Source organism: Mesorhizobium sp. B2-5-4, assembly GCF_006441095.1.
Lineage (GTDB): Bacteria > Pseudomonadota > Alphaproteobacteria > Rhizobiales > Rhizobiaceae > Mesorhizobium > Mesorhizobium salmacidum.
Genome location: NZ_VFUR01000027.1, coordinates 1 through 24,141, shown reverse-complemented (window position 1 = coordinate 24,141; position 24,141 = coordinate 1). Strand labels below are relative to the sequence as shown.

The window sequence follows — 24,141 nt, the reverse complement described above, 5'->3', positions numbered from 1 at the left end:
CGAGCGCGGCCACGGCTTTAACCGGCCCAACCGAGTGCGGCAACGACTGAGAGATCGTAGCTCTGGGGCGGCCTCAAGCGGTCCCAGGGTAAGCGCTGTTTTGGTGGCACCTTTCGCGCGTGGTCTTGAAGAACGATGTTCGGAGCCTTTGAGGGCTTCGACACATGACGATTTCAGAGCTTACGCTTAAATCCAGCGATCTTGAGCCGGCGCGCCGTTTCGAGGTGTTCACGGGTTCCGGTCGGCGGCGCGAATGGCTGCCGGAGGAGAAAGTGCGGATCGTGGCGGAAAGTTACGATGCCGGCGAGACCGTGAGTGCCGTGGCCCGGCGGTATGCATTGTCCCCGCAGCAGTTGTTCGCCTGGCGTCGGGCCGCTCGTGTACCGTTGGCGGAGACGCTGGCACCGGAACCGTTGTTCGTGCCGGCAGTGGTGGCGGCTCCCAAGCCGGAACCGACGGGGAAACATCAGCCACAACGCAAACGGAAAGCCGCCCGCGACGCCGGCGTGATCGAACTGGAGATCGACGGCGTCGCCATGCGGGTCGGCCGTGGCGCCGACGCCAAGACGGTCGCGGCGGTGATCCGCGCGCTGAAGGAGACGTCGTGATCGGGCCGACGGGTGCGGTCAAGGTCATGGTCGCGACGAAGCTGGTGGACTTCCGCAAGGGCGCGGAGGGATTGGCTGCGCCTGTGCGCGAGACGATGGGCGCCGATCCATTCAGCGGCGCGATCTACGTCTACCGCGCCAAACGCACGGACCGGATCAAGCTGATCTTCTGGGACGGCACCGGCGTCTGCCTCTATGCCAAGCGCTTGGAGGACGGGGAGTTCCGCTGGCCAAAAGTGCATGACGGTATGATGCGGCTGACGGCCGCACAGTTGTCGGCGCTGCTCGAAGGTCTCGACTGGCGGCGTGTCCACGAGGCGCGCCGGACCCGCGCTCCGGTTCAGGCGGGCTGACCCGCGACGAAGTGAATCAGCCTGGATTCCGCTCTCGCGGGCTGTCAACGAATATGGTCTGATCCACGCATGGCGATAACGGCGGACCAGCTTCCCGACGATCCGGATGCGCTGAAGGCGATGATCCTGGCGCGCGACGTCGAGAACGCCCGCCTGATCCAGATCATCAAGGAATTGCAGCGTCACCGCTTCGGCAGAAGAGCTGAGACGCTGCCCGAGAATCAGTTGCTGCTGGGGCTCGAAGAGGCCGAGCAGATCGAGGCCGCCGGCGAGGAAGTGAAGGAACGGTCCCATCCCGCCGAACGTCGGAACTGTGCTGCGAAACGGCGCACGAACCGCGGCGCGCTGCCGGCGCATCTTCCTCGCGTGGAGATGGTCGTCGACATCGAGGACCGGGCCTGCCCGTGTTACCGCAATGGCCTGCATCGGATCGGCGAGGACGTAAGCGAGCGGCTCGACATCGTGCCCGCGCAGCTGCGTGTGATCGTCTTGCGCCGACCCAAATATGCCTGCCGCGCCTGCGAAGATGTGATCGCTCAGGCTCCCACGCCCGCCCGGCTGGTCGAAGGCGGCCTGCCGACCGAGGCCACCGTCGCCCAGGTTCTGGTGTCCAAATATGCCGACCACCTGCCGCTGTATCGCCAGGCGCAGATCTACGCCCGGCAGGGCATCAATCTCGACCGCTCGACACTCGCCGACTGGGTTGGCCGCGCCGCCTGGCACCTGCGTCCAGTTCACGAACGGCTGCTGGCGAAGCTGAAGTCCTCACCTAAGCTGTTCGCCGACGAGACCACCGCGCCGGTGCTCGATCCCGGTCGCGGCAAGACCAAGACAGGCCAGCTCTGGGCCTATGCCCGCGATGACCGGCCCTGGCAGGGCAGCGATCCGCCGGGCGTCGCCTATGTCTATGCGCCGGACCGCAAGGCCGAGCGGCCGATTGCCCATCTCGCGGGCTTTGGTGGAATCCTGCAGGTCGACGGCTATGGCGGCTATCGTGTGCTCGCCGACAAGAGCGGCGTGACGCTCGCCTTCTGCTGGGCGCACGTGCGCAGGCGCTTCTATGAACTCGCCGCGGCCGGTCCCGCGCCGATCGCCAGCGAGGCGCTGAGACGGATCGCCGAACTCTATCGCATCGAAGACGACATCCGTGGACGATCGGCGGAGCAGCGTTGTGCCATGCGCCAGGAAAAGAGCCTGCCGATCGCCGTCGCTCTCGAGCCCTGGCTTCGCGAGAAGCTCGGGCTGATCAGCCAGAAGACAAAGCTCGCCGAGGCGATCCGCTACACGCTGTCGCGCTGGGAAGGCCTCTCGCGCTTCCTCGACGATGGCCGCATCAAGATCGATAGCAACACCGTTGAACGCTTGATCCGTCCTATCGCGTTAAACCGCAAGAATGCACTCTTTGCCGGATCGGACGGCGGCGCCGAGCACTGGGCCTTCGTCGCTTCGCTGATCGAAACCTGCAAACTCAACGGTGTCGAGCCGCTCGGCTATCTCGCCGACGTCCTCACCAGGATCGTCAACGGCCACCCAAACAGCCAGATCGACGATCTCCTGCCGTGGGCCTACATCCGCGCTCCCGAACTCAGCGCAGCGGCCTGAGAACATCGCTTACGTCCCAGGTGTCCTCTGGCCAGCCGTAGCAGCGGCGTGAAAGACGCCTGGCGGCAGATGTGCCTTGGCTGCGACAGTCCGTCGAGCCGGTGGGCAGCGAGCCCACCGGCTCTTGTGCTTCGACCGGTTTGGTAGAACGCTTTTCCAAAGGTCGTGACAGGCGACTCTTATCTGTATGAACAACGTCAGGTTCCGTCCCGCCGCAATGACCGCGTCCAGCGCCACGTGCGGCTGGATTCTATTGCTTGAATGCGCTGACGCTCGACCACTAAGGCAGCCTCCGCTCTCGCCAGTTCAGATTGCAAGGCGGCAGATCGCTGCCTTGTCTGCGCATGTTTGTCATGGCAGTCCTCGACTTCCGCCCCCAGAGCTTCGTTGGCCGCGCCGAGCGTGCGGATTTGGGTGTGTAGATCGCTCACCTCGCCCTGAGCGGCTGCCAATTGCTCCCTAATGCTCTGGATCTCATCTTTGGCCGCCGCAAATCCCCGATCAAGATTCGCGTAGTGCCGGGATGCCTCCTTCAGCCTGTGGAGCAGTTCGCTCTTCTCGGCGCTGAATGCTTCGACGGTGGCCTGTGCACTCACGAGCTTCCTTGCCAACTCCTCCTTCTCGGCGGTCGCGGCTGCGTGTACTTTTTCCAGGGCAGCGTAATGTACCGACACTTCCTGTACGGTGTTGAGCAAGTCGGCCTTTTCGGTCTCCGCAGCCCGCTCGTACTCCTGGGCCTGTTTCTCCAGCCGCCCCACGATCCCGCGGTATTCCGCCGCCGCCGCAGCGTCGGCATGTGGCGGGGCCGACCAATAATCGTCACCACAAAACGCGAGCAGAGCCTCGGTGGATACGCCGGATTGTTCCAAAAGCTCTATCGCGCGCGCTTCCTGTGCCCGATAGAAATCCAGTTCGGTGGGCTGATACCAACGTTGCGGGGCATGGACACCTTCAAGGTCGACGCCTGGGACGCCGAGCTCCTCCAGTCGGCTCCCCGCATTTTGGCGCAATTCGGGATTCTGTGTCATGCGATCGATGTCGAGTATCAGGTCGGCATGGTCGAGGGCGTGACGCAGGGCCAATCCCCACAGAACGCAATGTTCGAGATAGCTGTCGGCAGGTGAGCGATGCACGCGCGAAAAATGCCCAAATTCTTCCATAATGTCGGAAGCGGAGAACGGCACAAACCCAATAGCCTCGCGCAGCGCCAAAATACTGGCTGGCGGGTTCGCCGCATTGACGCACAGCGCTCGTGCGCGCTCGAAGTATTCGTTGATCTTGTATGACCACCATGTATCGCGCGGGTTGCGGATCAGTACCAGATGCACCCCGCCGAGCCGCTCGCGAAGTTTTGCGATCCGCATCCCCGTCCGACATTCTTGGAAGACCGGTCGCCGCGGAGAAGCTTGAATGAGTGCGTCGAAAAAACCTGCTGTATCCACGCCATCGGCTGTGCCAAAAAAATCGTCGTAGAGCATGGGTTTTTGCATCACGCCCGCCCATGCCGAGTAGGTATCGTGCAATTCCTGGAAATAGGGTTTTCCGAGATTTGGATGACGCAATTGCAAACCGAGCACCTGGTTGGACCGCAGCAGAATTTGCGGGTCGCGCTGCCCCAGCAAAGCCACTTCGTTAAGCGGTTCCTGGAAGGCGTAGTAGAGCTCGGTCTGCTTGCGGAACAGCGAGTAGACGTAGGTGCTGCTCGAACGCCAGGACGAATGAATGAAGATCGGCGACAGGCCTTTGTCGGCTAATTTTTTCATTATCGGTTACCAGGCACTCGCAATGGGCTCGTTCCATAGGACTATCGGACTATCCCCACATTGCGCAATCCATGGTGTCTGAGGACATTGCGTTGAAAGTACGCCATCGCCGCGCGAGGTGGCGCGTGTCCCGTCCTGAATCACTGCCCGTCCGACCTTGTATCTGGAGGCTTCTGTGAGGTCCGCGGACACGACGGAGCGGGCGGACTGGTTGTCGGACCTCATTGCAAGCCGGATTGAACGAAGCCGCGGGACGATCTGGCGCTATGGGAATTGTAGCCTGGAGGAGCGGTCGGGATCGTCTTCGCCAGGCTGATGAAGGGCGTTCACGATGCGGCCACAGCGAAGGATCGCGCGGTGGAAGACGGAACCGTGATGGCGCGAGCCGTCGGATAGGCTGCAGTGCCTTCGATCGCCGGACTGTCTGCTTGCGGCTTTGTGCGGCGGGACAAGGGTCGGGGTGCCGGCGCCCATGGCGACGGATACCGTTCCGGGTGATGTGGACGCACCCGGCGTGGTCATGAGGTGTCGTTCCAGAAGGGGCGCGGCGGCGCCTGGCCGCACCGCCAGATGGCGAGCGTGACCATCGCTCTCCGCAGCGGGGAGCGATGCGCCACCGCCAGGCGCTCGGCGGTGACAGCGGCGCTTTCGGCATCCGGTTCGAGCTCGTTCTGCTGCGATCCGGCCAGCAGCCTGCGGCACAGGTCGAGCTTGGCGGCGCGATTACCGTTGGCGAGGAAGCCGTAGTGGCGGATGCGATGGAAACCATCGGGCAACGTGTGCAGGAGAAAGCGACGGATGAACTCGTGCGCCTCGAGCGTCATGACCTTCGTCCTGGCGCCATGACGATAATCCCGCCAGCGGAACGCGACCCGATCGTCGGCCGTGCCGATCAGTCGGGAATTGGCGATGGCGACGCGATGGGTGTAGCGGCCGAGATAGGCCAGCACCTGTTGCGGCCCGCCGAAGGGCGGCTTGGCATAGACGACCCATGCGAGGCGACGGACTTCGGCGAGCATGCGGGTGAAGGCGGCTGGCTCGGCCAAGCCGGCGAGATCGCCGAAGAACTTGAGGCCGTCCGCGTCGAAGGCGGCGCGCAAAGCCTCCAGAAACAGCCGCCGAAACAGGCGCGACAGCACGCGCACGGGCAAAAAGAAGCCCGGCCTGCACGAGATCCAGCGCGTACCATCGGGCGAGACGCCACCGCCCGGCACGATCCAATGCAGGTGGGGATGGTAGGTGAGAGTTTGGCCCCAGCTGTGCAGCACCGCGATGAGGCCGATTTCGGCGCCCAGATGTTTTGGGTCGGCTGCGATCGTGCGCAGCGTCTCGGCGGCCGCCTTGAACAGGATCGTGTACACCGCCGCCTTGTTCTGGAAGGCGATCGCGGCGATCGCGGCCGGCAGCGTGAACACCACGTGGAAGTAGGCAACCGGAAGAAGTTCGTCCTGCCGCGCGGCGAGCCATTCCCTGCAGGCCTGCCCCTGGCATTTGGGGCAATGCCGGTTGCGACAGGAATTGTAGGCCACGCGGATCGCCCCGCAGGACCGACAGCCCTCGACATGACCGCCCAGTTCGGCGGTCCGGCACATTTCGATGGCGCTCATCACACGCCGCTCGACGCGTCCGAGATGACCGTCATGAACCTGTCGATACGCCTCGCCATGGCGGCGGAAGATATCCGCCACCTCCAGTCTCGACGGCATGGCGGGACCGGATCAGCCCGGCGGCACCACCTCGATGTTCAACCGGTCGAGCGGACTCGTCGTGCGCCGGATCAGACCGTTCGAGACCTTCGTGTAGCGCGCCGTGCTCGATAGGTTGTTGTGACCAAGCAGCACCTGGATGATGCGAATGTCGGTGCCGTTCTCGAGCAGATGCGTGGCGAAGCTGTGCCTGAGCGTGTGCACTACCCGCTTGTCGATGCCGGCGGCCGCACGCGCCGAGCGGCAGGCCGAATACAGAACCTGCACGTCGATGGGACGGGTTGCGTTCCGGCTGGGAAACAGCCAGCCCTGCGGCTTCGCCAGCCGCCAGTAGACCCGCAGAATACGCAGGAGTTGCGCCGACAGCATCACGGTGCGGTCCTTGCCGCCCTTGCCGTGTTCGACACGGATCACGCCGCGCCCGCTGTCGATGTCGCCGACCTTCAGCCCGACGGTCTCCGAGGCGCGAAGGCCGGCGGCATAGGCCGTCGTCAGGGCCGTGCGCGTCTTCAGGCTCGGCACCGCCTCCAGGAAGCGGACGACCTCGTCGGCGCTCAGCACCACTGGCAGCGTGCGCGGCGAGCGGGCATAAACGATCCGTTCCGCGATCTCGGCATGGCCCAACGTCACGCCGTAGAAGAACCGCAGCGCGCATACCGTCTGGTTCAGCGCTGGCCACGAGATTCCGGCCGAGACCAGGTGCACCTGGAAGGCGCGAACGTCCTCCAGGTCAAGCCGGTCCGGGGATCGGCCACAGTAGCGGGAGAACTTCGCTATCGCGTGCACGTAGGATCGTTGCGTGGCCGGCGACAGATTGCGGATCGTCATGTCCTCGATCATGCGCCGGCGAAGCAGGCTCAACTCGGCCATCTCATTGCTCCTGTTCTCAAGGTTGCGCTTCAACAGCAGCAATCCTTCAAAACAGAAGCGTCATCCGCAAACCGGTGCACCAAATGCCGCGTCAGCGGCTTCGTTCAATCGTGCCATCGCGCGAATGCGCTGCCAAAAGGTCTCGATATGTCTTCGACACGCATTGAATTTGCACGCCGCTTCGTGCCAGACAGGAGCACAGCGTTCGGGCCATTTGCGCCGGCGTGACGTCAAATGGATTGTGTGACAACAATGAAGGCAGTCACTTCGTGAGCAAAATACTCGTTACCGGGGCTTCGGGTTTCATCGGCACCCGGCTGTGCACGTTGCTTCGAGAGCAGGGACATACGGTCTTTGGCGTGAGTTCCGGCGCGGAGCCCTATCCGCAAGGTCCGAATTTTTCGCTTGAGAACTCGGAAGCCGTATGGGCAGCTGTGGCCCATGCCGATCCGGACATCGTCATTCACCTGGCAGCGCTAGCCACGGTCACGGGCAACAAAGCAAGCGCTTACTACGAGATCAACGCGCTGGGTAGCGAGCGCCTAATCAAAGCCGTCGACCATCTCGGGCGGCGCATACGCTTTATCTTCGTCAGCACCGCCGGGGTCTACGGCAACCAGCCGTCCAATGTGCTCAGCGAGGATATGCCACCCTTGCCGGTCCATCACTACGGACTGAGCAAGTTCGTTGCTGAACGGCTGACCGTGCTGGCCGCCGAGCGGCACGACATCACCATCGTGCGGCCGTTCAACGTCATCGGCAGCGGGCAGCGGGCGGACTTCATCGTTCCCAAGCTGGTCGACCATTTCATCCGGCGTGCGCCTGTCGTGCGTCTTGGCAATGTCGACGTTATCCGCGATTATATCAACCTCGACGCGGCATGCTCGATCCTGATCGAGGCGATCGGGGCGCCAGCCACTTTCGGGGAAGTCGTCAATCTGTGTTCGGGACGCGGCACGAAGCTGCGCGAACTCCTGGAGAACCTGACCGAGCTGACGGGTCACGAAATCGAGATCGAAGCCGCGCCGGAATTCACGCGTAAGAATGAGGTATGGCACCTTGTCGGCTCTGTCGAAAAGCTCGACCGCCTACTGCCGAACCGTCTTCCGCCCTTGCCTGTTCGCGATGTCCTGGCGCAAATGCTGACTTGAAATCCAGAACATGGGACTGAAAGTGCGAAGCAGTTTTCGGATAATTCCGATGCTCAGGCAGATAGAGCGGCGTCAGGTTTCCACATAAAGGACGCCAATCTGGTTCAGCCGCGCAACGCCGCTAAACCCGGCCAAACTCATCCTCGATGCGAACAATGTCGTCCTCGCCCAGATAGGATCCGGTCTGCACCTCGATCAGCTCGAGCAAGATCTTGCCGGGGTTCGCCAGCCTGTGGGTGCATCCAAGCGGAAGATAAATGGATTGATTTTCCGTCAGCATCGAAATCGTACCGTCGATCGTCACTTCGGCGGTACCTGAAACGACGATCCAGTGCTCGGCCCGGTGAAAATGTTTTTGCAGGGAAAGCTTCTTGCCGGGCTTGACGAAAAGCCGCTTCACCTGGAAGCGGTCGCCGTTCAGAACGGAAGAATACCCGCCCCAAGGGCGGTAGGCCGTGCGGTGGATCTCGGTAAGATGCGACGTCTCTGGCGACGCTCTTAGCCCACTGACAATATGGCCAACACTTTGCGCATCCGACAGCTTCCCAACGAAAATCGCGTCTTCGCTGGCAACAACGACGACATCGTCAAGCCCGTGCACCGCGACATAAGCTTTCTCCGAAATGACCAACGATCGCTGTGTGGACGAAAGGCCGATGCGGCCGACAATGACATTGTCGTCGCTGTTCTTATCACTTGCTGTCCAGACGGCATCCCAGCTGCCCATGTCGGACCAGGAAAAATCAACGGGAACAATCGATACAAGCGAAGATTTTTCAAAAACAGCGTAGTCAACAGAGATGCTGGGAGAGGCCTCGAACGACTTTTTGTCCAGGCGCACGAAATCCAGATCGACGACCGATTTGTCGACGGCTTCCCGGGTAAGGGCGGAAATGTCGGGTGAGAATTTTTCCAGCTCGGAAAGAAAGGTTTCTACTGCAAACATGAACATGCCAGAATTCCAAAGGTACTTGCCTGAGGCGAGCATCCCCTGGGCCTCTTCGAGGGCTGGCTTTTCTGTAAATCGCGCCACTTCATGGACGCCGGCGGATCGCTCGGTGCCGATCTCGATATAACCGAAACCTGTTTCTGGCCGCGTCGGGCTGATCCCGAATGTCACCAGCCTGGTACGGGCTTCAGCCGCTGCCGTGTCGACCGCGGTCCAGTAGCTTTCGTCGACAACGATGGAATGGTCGGACGGGATGATCTGGACCACCGCGTCCTTGCCGAACTTTTGAGCCGCAAAATGCGACGCGGCAGTGATGGCCGCGCTGGTATTGCGGGCGACAGGTTCCAGCAAGACGCCCGAGAGTCCACACTCGACTTCGGCCGCCTGCTCGGCGACCAGAAACCGATATTCATTGTTGGTGATGACGATCGGATCGGCATAGCGCGTGTTAGCGACCCGCTTCAGTGATTCCTGAAACAGGCTGTGCGACCCCAGCAGCGGCAAAAACTGCTTTGGCCGCGCCGAGCGCGACATCGGCCAAAGGCGCGTGCCTTGGCCGCCAGCAAGAATAATCGGAACGATCAATGCAGACATGTATATTCCTCACCGAAGTCGATGGAGCCTTTTAGGCAGCAAAATGGGCAAGACAAGAAAAATTTCGCTCGTCCCGCACGGCCCTGCTATTTCGCGATCGCCTGGACGTATAACTATGCGACTGCCGCCGCTGCTTTATCCAGGCCGGATTGCAGGATCGACCGAGAGCGTTCGGCATCGCCGGTTTCTACATAGCAACGCAATTCCGGAGCGTTTCCGGAGGCGCGAAAGTGGACTGTGTCACCATTCTTGAGTGTTATCCGAACGCCGTCTGTCGTGTCGATGGCAGCCCAGTCACCGAAATCGGCAATAAAGTCGGCGGCGAATGGCCGGCTTTCAGCCAGCCGGGCGAGGAACGGAGCGCTCTTCTGCGACGGGATGTTCTTGAGCCTGTCGCTGACTGTGAACCGGGGCGGCAGATCGGCTGCCAGTGCCGCCACGCTTTGCCTGTTCTGCTGTACCAGCGCCAGGACGGCAATGATCGGCAAAAACGCGTCACGGGTGGGCAGCGCGCTCAGGACGAACCCGTCACAGTTAATATCGGACCCAAGCAATACGCCGCCATTGGCTTCAAAACCAACGATAAGACGCGAACCTTCTTCCGAAGCGCGCATCATGCCTTCGACCACGTAAGGCGAGCCCACCCGCGTGCGTTTTACCGATGCAAAGAGCCCAGACGCTTCGATTGCGGAGGTGGACGTGACGGGCGTGACGACCGCATCGGCACAGAGCCAGCGAGCAGTCAGAATGCCGATGACGTCGCCACGCATAAATGCGCCACTTGCGTCCGCAATCATGGGGCGGTCGGCATCCCCATCGGTGCTGACGACGGCATCGACGCGCATTGAAGCGCAGGTTTCACGCACCAACACCGCATCTTCCGGCCGAACGGCCTCCGTGTCGACGGGAATAAAGGCTTGCGCCCGACCAAATGGAAAGCAGGAGGCGCCGAGGCTGGAAAGCACCTCCACGAGGAGATCGCGCGCGACCGACGAATGCTGATAGACCGCTATCCGCAGACCGGTCAAATCCACATGCCTGGCAAGATTGCCGTAGCGTTGCTTGTAGCGGTGCAATGCTTCCGGGCTGTAGTATGCTTCCGAACTGAAGGAGGCCGATGGAGTGTTGCCGCGCCCGGCGGCCGATCCATCATCAAGCTGGTCAATTATGCCGGCTTCGTCCGCTTTGTCGATTTCGCCCTCTGCCCGGTAGAATTTCAGACCATTGCGATCGTCGGGTATGTGACTGCCGGTCACCATGATCGCAGGCCGCCTGATTCGGGCCGCCTCGAGCGCCAGCGCGGATGTCGGCAAATACCCGCAATCCAGCGCCGTAAACCCCTGTTTGGCAATGGCCCCGAGACAGGCAGCGGCGATCCGGGCGCTGCTGGCGCGCAAATCCTGTCCAACCAGGATCGGGCCTTCTCGCCCGCTCGCTCCTATGCTGCGGAGGTGGGCGATGAATGCGCTTGTGTATCGGTCGCAAGCCGCATCGGTCAGATCGGTGACCAACCCGCGAAGGCCACTTGTACCAAATTTGAGGTCGCTCATGTTGGCCTATGGCAGCTGGAAGGAACGGGAAATGGTGCATTTATAGTCACCAACTGAGCTACTATGGCGCGATGACTTCCGTCAACCGCGTCGGCCGGAATCGCGCCTGCATCCGCAAGGCCTTCTAAGACCCGCACGCACGATGGTAGGCGCGCTCTCGACCCCGAATGTCATGGGTTCGAGATCTTTCTCACCGAGAGCGAACGGCGCAGCGAACCTCTGAATCGATTGGCCGATGTTCTGACCACAGTCTGGCGGGAGACCGCCAAGCCTCTGCGGCCCGTGGAAGAGGCCCACTTAGATCGGCAATGGCAACGAAGCGGCCGTCAATCCAGGGTCATCGGACCAGATTTCGATAAAGCGTCGCGTAGCTGTCGACCATAGCGTCTGCCCGCAGGTGCTCCTGATAGTGGACCCGTGCCGCGTCGCCCATGCGGCGGGCAGCTTCTCGGTCGGTCCAAAGCGCGCGCATGGCGCGATCCAGAGCCGGCACATCCGCCGGTGGAACGACGATGCCAGTTTCGCCGTTGCGATTGACGAAGCTCGTTCCGGTGCCGAGTTCGCAGCTTATCATCGGCCGCCCGCCCATCGCCGCTTCGACCAGCGCCAGGCCAAACGCCTCGCTGCGGACATGGGAGGGAAACACGAAAGCCAGCGACAGGTGCAGCAAGGCGGCTTTGTCGGCATCAGAAAAGTCGGGCACATGAACGATGTTCGGGAGACTGGCGTCGCGCAGTGCCCACGCCATATCCCCGTTGCCGGCGACGACTACCGGCAGCCGGTTCTGCCGCGCGGCTTCGATCAGGAATTGCAGACCCTTATAGTAGCGCAAGGCACCGCAAAAGAGAAAAAAGCCCGATCCGACCCGCGCGCGCCATTGCTCGACGAGTGCCGGGTCAGGAGCCAATATCGCAGGATCGTCGAGCCCAATGGGAATGACCGTGGTTTTGGCCGCGTAGCGCTGCAGGACAGGGCTGCTCGCCACGTAGTTGGGCGAGGTCGCAACGATCACATCCACGCGCTCGAGGAAGGCGCGCATGAGCGGCGCGTAGAAAGGCATCAGAAGGCGCTGCTTCACGATATCGGAATGGTAGGTGACGACACTGGGTTTGCCGATCCGGCTTACCAGATGCACCAGATCCATGAACGGCCACGGGAAATGATAGTGGATAATGTCGGCCTTCCCGGCGAGTTCCTTGAAACGGCTGAGCGCGCTGATCGAAAGGCCGGTGGAAGCGACATAGAAATCAAGCTTCGCCTTGTAGGCGAAATGTGAACCGGCCACCATTGCCGCGGTTTCGGGCGACCTGCTGAGTGAGAGGACGTCGCTTTGAATATCGTGGCGGGCAACGCCTTCTGCTATGCTCCAGATAACGCGCTCGACGCCTGCGAAGCTGTCGGGGATATAGGTTTTGAAGAAATGCAGGACCCGCATCACGCTTGACCCCTGCGTCGTTCCATTGCCTGCTGGAAGCAGTCGACCAGTTCTTGAGCACTGTTAGTCCAGTCAAACCGCGCCGCATTGGGCCGGGCCCGCGCGGACAGCGCCTCGTAGAGTGGTTCGTCGGTGAGAAGACGAAAGAGGCCATCGGCGATCGACTTGATGTCGAAGGCATCGACCAGCACTCCGGCGTCGCCGGCGACTTCGATCATCGACGAATTGGTCGAGGTCAACACCGGTTTGCCGACCCGGTTTGCCTCGATGATCGGAAAGCCGAATCCTTCATAGAGCGAGGGGAAGGCAACAAATCGGCAATGCCGGTACAGGCTGTCCAGCACTGCCTCGGAAACGAAGCCTAGCACTTTCACGGATTCTGTAAGGCCGAACCCCGCAGCCAAGTCGGCGACATTGCGCTGCCGCCAGCCGGGCGCGCCGACGATTGCCAGCGGAGATGCACGACGCAGATCCGGAGCAAGCGCAGCATACGCCATCAACAAGCGTTCAAGATTTTTGCGAGGCTCGAGCGTGCCGACAAAAAGCACAAAAGGCCTGTCCAGGCCCTCGGGCAGGGGGGCCGTAGGTGGATTTGGGGCCACGTCGGGGGTGGTGCCGGGATAGACGATCCGCATCTTGTTGCGTGACACCGCCAGCACGTCGTGAAGCGCGTCGGCCGTCGATGTCGAATCGGCGACAACAAGGTCCGCTATCGCTATGGCGCGCGGCATCAACACGCGATCGGCCAGCCATCCCGAGCGGCGCATGGTCTGTCCGTAATAATACCAGACCAGGTCATGGATGGTGACTACCCTGGCGAGGGCTTTCGGCAGTGACAACGGCAGCCGATGAGCCGGCCCCCAGAACACGTCCAGCCTGTCTTCGGCTATCTGCCGAGGAAGGGTGGTCTGCCCCCAAATATGCCGCTGGATCGCGCTGGCGCGCGCTGGCGCGCCGATCCGCAACGTTGCGATGAAATCGGAGGGCAGCGGCTGAGCTGGCGGCGAGGCCATATAAAGAATGAGCTGGTGGCCGGCCAGCGATAGAGATCGGGTCATCTCTACCAGATAGCGCCCGATGCCGCTGAACGATGCGGTCAGGTTGCGGGCGTCGACACCTATTTTCATTGCAATGTGCATTTTGACGGCATTGCGTTGGAATGATGGCTTGCATGGCGTTCGCAGGTCATTGAGCGCGTTTCGAAAATGCTTTCGGCAAATTCGGATTGGGCTTCGACGGAACCCAGGAAGCCGCCATCATCGTGCCCTACCCGCATCGCCAAACACCGTGAATTGCCCGGCGTTCGGAAGTGGACAACGCTGTGCTCATGCCCTATGGGAGGGACATCAATAGCAATCGATTTTCCGGGAGTTGTCTTTGAAAAAGGCATTGATTACAGGCGTTACCGGTCAGGATGGAGCTTATCTCGCGCAGTTACTACTGAGCAAGGGCTATGAAGTCCATGGACTTGTTCGTCGGTCCAGCCACGCGGAAGTTACCGATCATCGGTTGCGTTGGCTTGGCATCGAGAAGGACGTTCATTTCGTCGACGGCGACCTTAGCGATCTTGCCGGTCTCATGCGCACCTTCAAGCTGGTAAGACCTGATGAGGTCTACAATCTTGCCGCGCAGTCGTTCGTCCATTCGTCGTGGCAGCAACCGCTTCTCACTGCGCAGATAACCGCTCTTGGCGTCACCAACGTGCTCGAATGCGTTCGGCTCGAATGCCCGGAAGCGCGTTTCTACCAAGCGTCGTCTTCAGAGATGTTCGGCCTTATCCAGGAAGAAATGCAGAGCGAGACGACACCGTTCTACCCGCGCTCACCCTATGCGGTCGCCAAGCTCTATGGGCACTGGATAACGATCAACTATCGCGAGAGCTTCAATCTGCACGCTTCGTCCGGCATTTTGTTCAATCACGAATCACCGTTGCGCGGCAAGGAGTTCGTTACCCGCAAGGTTACGCATGCGGTTGCCCGCATCAGCCTTGGCCAGCAAGACGAGCTCAAGATGGGCAACATCGACGCCAAGCGCGATTGGGGTCACGCCCGAGACTACGTCAAAGCGATGTGGCTGATGCTTCAGCAGGACGAGCCCGACGACTTCGTCGTGGCCACCGGGCGCACCACAACTGTGCGCGACATGATCCGTATCGCCTTCAACCATGTCGGTCTCAGTCCTGATGCCTACGTCAAGATCGACCCGGCGCTTTTCCGCCCGGCAGAGGTCGAGGTTTTGCTCGGCAATCCGGCCAAGGCCAAGGCCAGGCTTGGCTGGAGCACCAACATCACTCTCGAAGAAATGATTGGCGAAATGGTGGACGCCGATATCGCCCGGTTGAAGCGAAACGCGTAACGTCTTCCCCGTCTGTCGGCGGGTATGTGCTGGCCGGCATTTCGGGATCGGCTGTCTTCAGATGATCAGAATTCGAAGAGTATCCGGCGCATTGCCTCGATGTTCCCGTGATCTAAGGCGCCGAACTTGCGCAGCTTTCAGGATTTCCATCGCCCGGCTGGGACTGCGCTTGGCGCGCGGATTCCGGACGACTCCAAAGAGCAGGCGGCCACGATCGAGCCTGAGGCGTTGTGGAGGCGGCAGCCTTCGGTTCGGACGGCGCGGGTAGTGTGCTGAGAGTTGTGCAAATCCGCTGAGAGACGGCGGTCATGGCAGGCTGGTGATGTTCAACGTCACCTGATTCCCGCGAAGGAACGCCACCATGACCAAGATTGAGAGTAAGACTGCCAGCGCTGCGATCAAAGACATTCTGCTTTCAAACCCTGAGGGTCTGCACGAAGTGATCCGTGCGATGATGCAGGAGGTGCTCGAGGCGGAGATGGAGGAGGCGCTGGGTGCTTCGAAGGGCGAGCGCATACCGGAGCGTCTCGGCTACCGCTCGGGTTATTATGGGCGCACACCCTTGCCACCCGGGTCGGAAAGCTTGAACTGCGGGTTCCGCAAGACCGAGCCGGCGGCGCTACCAGCGTTCTGAGCGGGCCTTGGTGGCGACACTGTCGGAAATGTATGTGCAGAGCGTGTCGACCCGAAAGGTCAACGCGATCACTGAAGAGCTGTGCGGTCATGCCTTCTCGGCCTCGTCGATCTCGGCCATCAACAAGCGTCTGGACGAGACCCTGAAGGCGTTTGCCGAACGCCCGCTTCAGGAACCTTTTGCCTACCTTATTCTCGATGCCCGCTACGAGAAGGTGCGCGAAGCCGCCATCGTCATGAGCCAGGCGGTGCTGATCGCGGTTGGCATAGACTGGGACGGCCGGCGTCAGATCCTGGCTGTGGAGATGGCCAATCGCGAAAGCCGCTCGGCCTGGAGGGACGTCCTCGTCGGTTTGAAGGCGCGCGGCCTCAGGGGCGTCGAGCTGGTCGTGTCCTACGATCATGCCGGCCTGGTCGCGGCGAACGGCGAAGTCATCCCGGAAGCGGGCTGGCAGCGCTGCTACGTCCACTTCCTCAGGAATCACCTGCCGAGGAAGCACGGCGACGACTGCCTGCAGGAACTGCGCTGGCTCTACGACCGGCGCGATCTCGCCGAGGCCAAGGCCGATCTCGCCGCCTGGCTTGCCAAATGGTCGGGCCGCTGCCCACGACTGACGACGTGGGCGGAGGAGACCATCGAGAGCACGACGACCTTCTTTCGCCTGCCGCGCCAGCATCATAAGCACCTGAAGTCCACCAACATGCTCGAACGGCTCAATGAGGAAATCCGCCGGCGCACCTATGTCGTGCGCATCTTCCCCAATGCCGAAAGCTGCCTGCGCCTGGTCAGGGCGTTGGCCGTCGAGATCAACGAAGACTGGATTTGAGGCCAAGCAATACATCAACATGGACGACCTGCGCGAGCACAAAAAACTCGCTTTACGCCAAGCCGCATGACCAGCACCATGGCCGCCCAATTTTGCAGAACTTGACGCACACAACGACGGCGCATCTGGCCGGGGGTGCAAAGTCGCGCCTTTAAGGGGCACGTCGCCTTGCGCATCGGCCGGCTGCATCCGCTCTACTCGATGACCATCCGCGCTGTCGGTCGTGCTGGCAGTCTGTGCTGACCAGACTACCGACACTGTAAAGGCCCGGCTGATCGCCGGGTTTCGCCGCTTCGGCCTGCCGTGGCCTATCGCCACAGACAATGGCCGCCGTGGGGCGATGGCGGGGCGCAACGACTTCATGGTATCCACCGTCCGACTAATCGAAAACCGACGTCGCCGCCAGCCACCCCAGGCCTTGCCATCCGCAGATCCTTGGCAACGAGGAGCGCTTCCATCCTTCGCTCAAGGCGGAGGCGCTGCAGGGAATACGCCACTGGCGACATCCTCCGTGTCGTTCAGCAACATGGTTTCGTCTCGGTGCTCGGCCATTCCATACGCTTATGCAGAGCCTTCGGAAAAGCTGTCACCTTTCGTTCGACCGCACACGCGGTTTAGGCATTAGAAAATAGCAGCCATGGCTCGATAGGATGCAAACTGTTCATGATATCTTCGCACACCCGTTTGCGATGTCTCCGGTCCAAACAGCCTTCGTCATACAAGGGGCACTGTTGCCTGTTCTAAGGACCTGGCATCCTTCCCGAATTAAGATAAACATAAGCGCCGGCTTAACCCAGCATCGTTGAAAAAAACAGCTGGCTATGACCTCAGCGCCGCAGTATGCGATATCCGACGGCTGGGGCAGGGATGGCACTTTGAAAACCTGATCGGCCCTAAGTATGTTCGTGTTCGCACCTTGGTGGTGTTGATGTGAGCCTGGAGTTTAGCGCCTTCCAATGAATTCTTACCTCGAAGCAGTGTTTGGACTCCGGCCGGAGATGCGGCGCGCCTTTATCATGGTTCAGGACGTGGTCATGGTCCTGGTCGCGGTGGCGCTCAGCCTTGTCCTGTCGCGGTCGGATCTTTCGTTCGGGGCGCTCTCCATGGAGGGCCTTGTCACCTGGGCGGGCATCGTGCTCATCAGCCATCTTCTGTTCAGATATTGCGGCCTCTACACCACGGTCTGGCGCTTCGCCTCGACGCCTGATTTCTTCAACATCCTGAAGAGCTGCGCGATCCTGACATTCGTGCTCTACGCCGTTTCGCTGATCGTGCGTTTCTTCCAGCCGGTCGCGGGCCTCAACGAGCGCCAGTTCATCGTTTTCCTGCTCGTCTCCTTCACCATTATCTCGGCGCCCCGGCTGTTCTACCGCTTCCTGCGTGACGGCGCGAGCTGGGGTATTCTGAACGGCAAGGCCGACACGGCGCGGGCCAAGCAGGCCCTGTTCGTCGGGCGGCTCGGCGAGGCCGACCTGATCATTCGTTTCACGCGTACGGCGCAGCCCGCCGACCATTCCATCGTCGGCATCATGGCGACCGAGCGGGGCGCACCGCTCGGCACGCGCATTCAAGGTATTCCGGTGGTGGCGACCCGGCCGCGCCTGATCGATGTCCTGGAGGACTATGCGACCGGCAGCAAGAGCCTCGATCTCCTGATCTTCGGCAGTGGCGCCGAGCATGAGATCGAGGAATATTCCGAGCTGGTCCGCGTCGCGCGTCACGGGGACATCGGGGTCGTGCAGTTCGCGGGGCTTTCGCAAGTGGGCCAGGAGGGAAGGCTCGTTCTCGATGCCGTCGAGATGGAGACGATCCTGCGCCGCCCGACTGTGCCGTCCGACATCGAGCGCATCGGCGCCTTCGTCGGCGGCAAGCGCGTCCTCGTCACGGGAGGCGCCGGCTCGATCGGGCGCACGCTGGTCAAACGGTCGCTGGAGCTTGGAGCCGAGGCCGTGCTGGTCGCCGACAATTCCGAATTCGGCATCTTCCAGCTGAGCCAGTATGTCGATGAGAAGGACCATGACCGCCTCACGGTCCGCATCGTCGATGTCGCGGACAGGCGCCAGATGACGCGTGTCGTCACCGAGTTCAAACCCGACATCCTCTTCCACGCCGCGGCGCTGAAGCATGTTCCGCTGCTGGAGGAGAACTGGGAATCGGCCATCCAGACCAACGTTTTCGGCACGCTTGTCTGCGCCAAGGTCGCCGCCAGGTGCGGCGTGGCGCAATTCGTCATGGTCTCGAGCGACAAGGCCGTCGATCCGACCTCCGTGCTCGGCATGACCAAGCGGGCCGCCGAACAGATCGTCAGCGCCCTGCATGAAACGCCGGCCGGCGAACCAGGCGGGCGCCGCGCCGCCACCAAGTTCATCGCTGTTCGCTTCGGCAACGTCTTCGGCAGCAACGGTTCGGTGTCGACCATATTCCAGGCTCAGATCGAGGCCGGTGGACCGGTCACGATAACGGACCGGCGCATGACGCGCTATTTCATGACTGTCGCCGAAGCCGTCGATCTCGTCATTATGTCGGCGGCCGATGCCGCGTCGCGGCCGGCCGACCAGGACTACGCCGTCTACATGCTCGACATGGGCAAGCCCGTGCCGATCGTCGAAGTGGCCGAAACGATGATCCGGATGGCGGGAAAAAGCCCCTATACGGACATTCCAATCCGCTTCACGGGCATCCGGCCGGGCGAAAAGCTCCACGAGACCCTTCACGGCGAAGACGAGGAATTGGTCGAGCTCAGCATTGCCAAGATTTTTGGATTGAGCACGGATGTTGTGGAGTGGCCGGATGTCCAGGCCGCGCTTGCCACACTTCAGCAGTCGGTGAAGGAACAGGACAAGACCGCTTCACTTGCCGTGCTGGCTGGTCTTGACCGCGCTAAGAAGCCTAGGGGAGGTACGCCTCAAGAGGTGATCCCGAAAACGGCCGGGCAGGCGACTTAATCGGTTGCAGATGTTGAGTGATTGAACCCCGCTCAACCCCAACTCCAGCGCATCGTGGCAGGCAGGCTTGCGGCTTGGTCGCCTGTTCAAGGACGAGTTTGGTGGGTCGACCGATCTTAATCTTGCTGGCCTTGCGTGGTGCGCTTGGTCGATAGGCGACCTCATGCTACGCCGACCGGATTGATGGGTTTCGCTCGCGGTTGCCGGGTGAAGCCCTGGCAGGGAGCCCATCGGCCACTCATGACGACAGCCAAGAAAATCTTCGATATCGCCGGTGCGGCTGTGCTGCTGGTGGCATCCTCTCCGATTCTGTTTCTTGCCATTCTTGCCGTCCGTGCATCGTCGCCTGGTCCGGTGATTTTTTCCCAAACGCGGGTTGGCCGCGAAGGTGCGCTTTTTCGCTGCCACAAGTTGAGGACGATGTACCAGGGAACGCCATCCTTGCCCTCGCATGAAACCCCGGTGAGCGCCGTGACATCGGTTGGAAAGGGCTTGCGGAAATTCAAGCTCGACGAGTTGCCGCAACTCTGGAATGTCCTGCGCGGCGAAATGAGCCTGGTCGGGCCGCGTCCCTGCCTGCCGACCCAGACGGAACTGATCGAATGCCGCAAGCGGCTGGGGGTTTTGCAGGCTCTCCCCGGAATGACAGGCTTGGCCCAGATCAGGGGCATCGACATGTCGAACCCGCAACTTCTGGCCGAAATCGATGCCAGCTATCTCAGGACCGCGTCGTTCTGGCTTGACCTTCGGATCTTGTTCGGAACGCTCTATCGCGGCTGAGCGCGCCGTGCTCCAGAAGGAAAAAACCAGTCCTTGGACCAGTGGTCAAACGGGAAGTCGGGACTTTCGGAGCCGCGCTATCTCGGTCAGCCTTTCCAGTGTGCTGGATTCCGGCGCCCAGCCTTGCGAGGCAAGCAGGGAAGGGTCGCATATCTGTGTCGCCGTCAGGCTGTCCCAGAACAGCCGCTTGCCAAGCAGTATGGCGGCCGCCCGCATCGGTCCGGCCGGCATTGGCACCAGGCGGGTCGGCCTCCCGAAACCGCGGCGAAAGGCACCGATGATGGCAGCCACGGAAACCGGCGGCACGTCGCTGGCGGTATAGACCGGATGAAGCGGCTGCGAATGGCAAAACAGATGCCACACCGCCCGTGCCGCCGATTGCGATGACAGCAGCGAGCGGTTTGCCGTCAACGCGCCTGTCGGGATCGGCAGAGCCGTATCGGCGAGCCGCATCAGCGTCGCCAGGTTTCCTTTCATGCCGATCCCGTAGACCGGAGGCAGCCGCAATATGGCGGCGTCGGCACGGCCATGCGAGGCGTAGGCCTCCAGCACCGCGATTTCTGCTTCGCGCTTCGAGCGCCCGTAGGCGTCTTGCGGTTCGGGGACCGTGTTTTCGCCGATCGTTGCGCTGGCACGCGCGCCGATCACGGCCCGGATCGAGGAAAGATGGATGAACCGTCCACTTGCCTGCGTGGCGGCGGCATGTGCTAGACGTGCGCTCAATTGCGCATTGGCTGCCCGAAAATCGGCTTCGGTGGCGTTGCCCTGATCATTGCTAAGACCCGCGCAATGGATAATATCCGTAACATCCCTGGTCAGCGCCAGGAAAGCCGCGGCCGGCGCATCGAAACCCGGCATCGGCATGGCGTCGGCCCCCCCATCAAGTCTCTCCGGCTGGCGGGAGGCGAGGCGAAGCTCGACACCGGCCTCAAGAAGCCGATCGACCACCTGGCGGCCGATGAAGCCCGTCGCGCCGGTAACCAGGACTTTCATTGTCTTGCCCGGACCGGCTATTGGGCGGCTGGCGGAGGCGCTAGGCCTTCCACTGATGGAACGGCTTGGCCGGTCGCTGGTGATATCGTCCGGATTTCCACCAACGCAGCCTGGCGCCCACAGGCAAGATATGTTCCCGACACCAGGAAGACCATAAAGACCGAGTCCAGAATGTCGTGACCGATCAGGATGCCTGTCATTCCGGCGGTCAGATAGGTGATCACGACGGCGACAATCATGGTGGCGCCGAACCGCTCGATCGGATCGACGCTGTTGCGAAGGACCCGGGCGGCATTTCTGGCGGCAACCACAAAGATCGCCGCCAGTGTCACCGCACCCAGGATTCCCGCTTGCACCAAGGCGGTCAGGAAGCCGTTGTGGAAATGACTGTAACCTTCGTCCATGCCGAACTGATCCTGAAAGCCCTGCTTGATCAAGAGCCGGGTGGCACCCACTCCATGTCCGAAAAATGGCATCTCCCGAAATGCCTTCAGGCCGATATCCCAAAGCGCGACGCGCGATCCCAGAGCAGTCGTGTGGTCACCATGGGCCGCCAGCGCATCCCAGTCGGAGTGCAGAAATGCAACACGCCCCGCTATCGTCTGGAACCCAAAAAACGCGATTGTGACTGCGATCGCGGCCAGCAGCAAAAGCACGCGAACGGCATTTCTCCCTCTCAGCCTCTGCTGGTTGATCAGCAGAACGGCGATACCGGCAATCAGCAGCGCCAGCCAGACGATGCGCGTACCGGAGTAGATAATGGCGACCGTTCCGCCGAGTGCAGCGCAGATGAGGGCGATCCTGTACCTCTCTATACCGGACAGGGCAGCAGCCACGCAGGTCACAACTGCAAGGCAGAGGACCTCAGCGAAAACGATCGCATTCCCGGCCCCGCCCTCGGCGCGTATGCCAAGCCGATACTGCTGATAGACCGCCAGCAGCAGCGCCCCGAAACAGGCAGCCATGCTGGCCAGCACAATGATGCGGACGAGCGTTGCCTTCGGCGTAATGCTCCAGGTCGAATAGGAGATGGGAAAAAACAGAAAGGTGATCAGCGGGATAAGATGCCGCGCGTCCTTGACGATCGCGTGGTTGACGAGGGACGCCAGGACATTGCTTGCGCAATAGGCATAGATCGCGATCGTCAGCGGCATCATCGCGCGGTCGACATTGAAGCGTCTTCTCTTCAAGGCGATCAACAGGACGGACCACAAGCCGCCGCCATTGAACACGAAGCTAACCACCGATCCCAGGACCGGGGGAGAAAAGAAGCAGAGAATGGAGAAGTAGATATTGATCCGCGAAGGCGTGAATTGCTGCCTAATGGATGAAAGCCGGTTCAATTTTTCGGACCTGCTATTCCAGAGAGATTTTATGCGGCACATTCTCGAAAGTGCTCGCCTCGAAACTGCCCGTGCTTCATCACGCACTTGCCCACTCTCGAAAAGCGTATAGCGGCTGGGTCGCTGTTTCGATAGTGCGTCCGGATCGATTGCCGCCGAAATCCCGCATTCGGGGCCGGTTGACCCCTGCGGCGCCGCCGCGGCGCTCTCACAGGCAATATTTTTCCTGCCTTTCCCAGCTGGAGGCCCTTCAAGCAGAAATTTCCGGATTTTGCCACAAGCATGGAAAATTCATTCCCGAACCGACTGCAGCCGGGCTCGTCCTGCATTGTTCTGGGCCGCGACGATCTGCTAGAACGCCCGAACGAAACACTTTGTCCAGAAGCGAAGCTTGAAGCGGGCGCAAAAAGGCTCGATGATTTGACGCAGTAACTTCTGTTGCAAGGCACGAGAGAACGCTCACGGTCCATGATATCAGCGCTTACGCATCTGCAGCGGCTTGAAGCCGAGTCCATCCACATATTCCGCGAGGTCGCGGCCGCTTTCACCAAGCCGGTTATGCTCTATTCCGTCGGCAAGGATTCGTCGGTGCTGATGCATCTGGCGATGAAGGCGTTCTATCCGGCCAAGCCGCCATTCCCCTTTCTTCACGTCGACACCACCTGGAAATTTCGCGAGATGATCGCATTTCGCGATCAGATGGCGCAGAAGCTGGGGTTCGACCTTCTGGTTCATGTCAACGAAGACGGCGTGCGCGACAACATCAATCCGTTCGATCACGGTTCGAACACCCACACCCATGTGATGAAGACCGTGGCGTTGCGCCAGGCGCTCGACAAATACGGCTTCGATGCCGCCTTTGGAGGCGCCCGCCGCGACGAGGAAAAGTCGCGCGCCAAGGAGCGCATCTTCTCTTTCCGCAATGCCCAGCATGTGTGGGATCCGAAGAACCAGCGGCCCGAGATGTGGAAGATCTTCAACACTCGCATCGCGCAGGGTGAATCGATCCGCGTCTTCCCCTTGTCGAACTGGACCGAGCTCGACATCTGGCAATACATTCTGCAGGAAAACATCCCGATCGTGCCGCTCTATTTCGCCAAGCAGCGGCCCGTCGTCGAACGCGATGGCATGTTGATCCTCAAGGACGATGATCGCATGAAGCTGCTGCCCGGCGAGGTCGTGGAGAACCGATTGGTGCGATTCCGCACGCTTGGTTGCTATCCGCTGACCGGCGCCATCGAATCCGACGCCGACACGCTCGAAGCCATCGTCGGCGAGATGCTGACGGCACGCACATCCGAACGGCAGGGTCGCCTGATCGACCGCGATGAAGCCGGTTCGATGGAAAAGAAGAAGCGCGAGGGGTATTTCTGACCATGCGCCACATCATGGCGAAGAGCCTCGCTCCCACGGACGGCGTCCGCGATTATCTGGCCGCGCAGGAGAAGAAGTCGCTGCTGCGCTTTCTGACCTGCGGTTCGGTGGATGACGGCAAGTCGACGTTGATCGGACGCCTGCTGTCCGACACCAAGCAGATTTTCGAGGACCAGCTCGCCGCGCTCGAACGCGATTCGCGCAAGCACGGCACGACGGGCGACGACATCGATTTCGCGCTCTTGGTCGACGGCCTCGAGGCCGAGCGCGAGCAAGGCATCACCATCGACGTCGCCTACCGCTTCTTCGC

The 24,141-nt window shown here is 61.2% G+C and carries 18 protein-coding genes and 1 pseudogene; 10 read left to right on the top strand and 9 right to left on the bottom strand.

The window, feature by feature from the left end; translation table 11 throughout:
* Nucleotides 1–164 precede the first annotated feature (164 nt).
* From FJ492_RS25495 to FJ492_RS25485, 3 genes are all read left to right on the top strand, one after another.
* Entirely contained in the window at nucleotides 165–608 is a 444-nt protein-coding gene (locus FJ492_RS25495) for a transposase (protein ID WP_140772868.1), read from the top strand.
* On the top strand, nucleotides 605–961 hold the full coding sequence (gene tnpB, locus FJ492_RS25490; protein ID WP_140772866.1) for an IS66 family insertion sequence element accessory protein TnpB: 357 nt from the start codon (nucleotides 605–607) through the stop codon (nucleotides 959–961). Before FJ492_RS25495 ends, tnpB begins: the two co-directional genes overlap by 4 nt.
* Before the next feature lie 69 nt (nucleotides 962–1,030).
* A complete protein-coding gene (locus tag FJ492_RS25485; RefSeq protein ID WP_140772864.1) occupies nucleotides 1,031–2,563 on the top strand; it encodes an IS66 family transposase in 1,533 nt (510 codons plus the stop codon).
* Between the two features lie 197 nt (nucleotides 2,564–2,760).
* Here FJ492_RS25485 and FJ492_RS25480 read toward each other — a convergent pair whose 3' ends face one another.
* From FJ492_RS25480 to FJ492_RS25470, 3 genes are all read right to left on the bottom strand, one after another.
* A complete protein-coding gene (locus FJ492_RS25480; RefSeq protein ID WP_140772862.1) occupies nucleotides 2,761–4,326 on the bottom strand; it encodes a hypothetical protein in 1,566 nt (521 codons plus the stop codon).
* Between the two features lie 518 nt (nucleotides 4,327–4,844).
* A complete protein-coding gene (locus FJ492_RS25475; RefSeq protein ID WP_140772860.1) occupies nucleotides 4,845–6,032 on the bottom strand; it encodes an IS91 family transposase in 1,188 nt (395 codons plus the stop codon).
* A gap of 12 nt (nucleotides 6,033–6,044) precedes the next feature.
* Entirely contained in the window at nucleotides 6,045–6,902 is an 858-nt protein-coding gene (locus tag FJ492_RS25470; protein ID WP_140772858.1) for a site-specific integrase, read from the bottom strand.
* Nucleotides 6,903–7,171: 269 nt separating this feature from the next.
* On the opposite strand from FJ492_RS25470, the gene FJ492_RS25465 reads away from it, so the two are divergent.
* Nucleotides 7,172–8,053: an NAD(P)-dependent oxidoreductase gene (locus FJ492_RS25465; protein ID WP_181166757.1), complete on the top strand. Its 882-nt coding sequence runs from the start codon at nucleotides 7,172–7,174 to the stop codon at nucleotides 8,051–8,053.
* A gap of 121 nt (nucleotides 8,054–8,174) precedes the next feature.
* Here FJ492_RS25465 and FJ492_RS25460 read toward each other — a convergent pair whose 3' ends face one another.
* The 4 genes from FJ492_RS25460 to FJ492_RS25445 form a co-directional block, all read right to left on the bottom strand.
* Complete coding sequence (locus tag FJ492_RS25460; RefSeq protein WP_140772854.1) at nucleotides 8,175–9,596, bottom strand: mannose-1-phosphate guanylyltransferase/mannose-6-phosphate isomerase; 1,422 nt, start codon at nucleotides 9,594–9,596, stop codon at nucleotides 8,175–8,177.
* A 113-nt stretch (nucleotides 9,597–9,709) separates the two neighbouring features.
* Nucleotides 9,710–11,146 (bottom strand): phosphomannomutase, encoded by a 1,437-nt coding sequence (locus FJ492_RS25455; protein WP_140772852.1) that lies wholly within the window; start codon nucleotides 11,144–11,146, stop codon nucleotides 9,710–9,712.
* 337 nt (nucleotides 11,147–11,483) lie between these two features.
* Complete coding sequence (locus FJ492_RS25450) at nucleotides 11,484–12,581, bottom strand: glycosyltransferase (protein ID WP_140772850.1); 1,098 nt, start codon at nucleotides 12,579–12,581, stop codon at nucleotides 11,484–11,486.
* On the bottom strand, nucleotides 12,581–13,708 hold the full coding sequence (locus FJ492_RS25445; RefSeq protein WP_140772849.1) for a glycosyltransferase family 1 protein: 1,128 nt from the start codon (nucleotides 13,706–13,708) through the stop codon (nucleotides 12,581–12,583). Before FJ492_RS25445 ends, FJ492_RS25450 begins: the two co-directional genes overlap by 1 nt.
* A gap of 244 nt (nucleotides 13,709–13,952) precedes the next feature.
* On the opposite strand from FJ492_RS25445, the gene gmd reads away from it, so the two are divergent.
* The 4 genes and pseudogenes from gmd (at nucleotide 13,953) to FJ492_RS25425 (ending at nucleotide 20,121) form a co-directional block, all read left to right on the top strand.
* Complete coding sequence (gmd, locus tag FJ492_RS25440; protein WP_181166756.1) at nucleotides 13,953–14,936, top strand: GDP-mannose 4,6-dehydratase; 984 nt, start codon at nucleotides 13,953–13,955, stop codon at nucleotides 14,934–14,936.
* Between the two features lie 361 nt (nucleotides 14,937–15,297).
* Nucleotides 15,298–16,466 (top strand): annotated as a pseudogene (locus FJ492_RS25435) (IS256 family transposase).
* A gap of 886 nt (nucleotides 16,467–17,352) precedes the next feature.
* Nucleotides 17,353–19,341, top strand: coding sequence for a nucleoside-diphosphate sugar epimerase/dehydratase (locus FJ492_RS25430; protein ID WP_181166755.1), 1,989 nt, complete (start codon nucleotides 17,353–17,355; stop codon nucleotides 19,339–19,341).
* Between the two features lie 240 nt (nucleotides 19,342–19,581).
* Entirely contained in the window at nucleotides 19,582–20,121 is a 540-nt protein-coding gene (locus FJ492_RS25425) for a sugar transferase (RefSeq protein WP_140772847.1), read from the top strand.
* Between the two features lie 45 nt (nucleotides 20,122–20,166).
* On the opposite strand, the gene FJ492_RS25420 is transcribed toward FJ492_RS25425, so the two are convergent.
* Nucleotides 20,167–21,114 (bottom strand): NAD-dependent epimerase/dehydratase family protein, encoded by a 948-nt coding sequence (locus FJ492_RS25420; protein WP_140772846.1) that lies wholly within the window; start codon nucleotides 21,112–21,114, stop codon nucleotides 20,167–20,169.
* Nucleotides 21,115–21,131: 17 nt separating this feature from the next.
* Nucleotides 21,132–22,457, bottom strand: coding sequence for an O-antigen ligase (locus tag FJ492_RS25415; protein ID WP_246676121.1), 1,326 nt, complete (start codon nucleotides 22,455–22,457; stop codon nucleotides 21,132–21,134).
* A 468-nt stretch (nucleotides 22,458–22,925) separates the two neighbouring features.
* On the opposite strand from FJ492_RS25415, the gene cysD reads away from it, so the two are divergent.
* On the top strand, nucleotides 22,926–23,831 hold the full coding sequence (gene cysD, locus FJ492_RS25410) for a sulfate adenylyltransferase subunit CysD (protein WP_140510434.1): 906 nt from the start codon (nucleotides 22,926–22,928) through the stop codon (nucleotides 23,829–23,831).
* 2 nt (nucleotides 23,832–23,833) lie between these two features.
* Nucleotides 23,834–24,141: GTP-binding protein (locus FJ492_RS25405; protein ID WP_246676120.1), on the top strand; the 308-nt coding region annotated here is incomplete at its 3' end.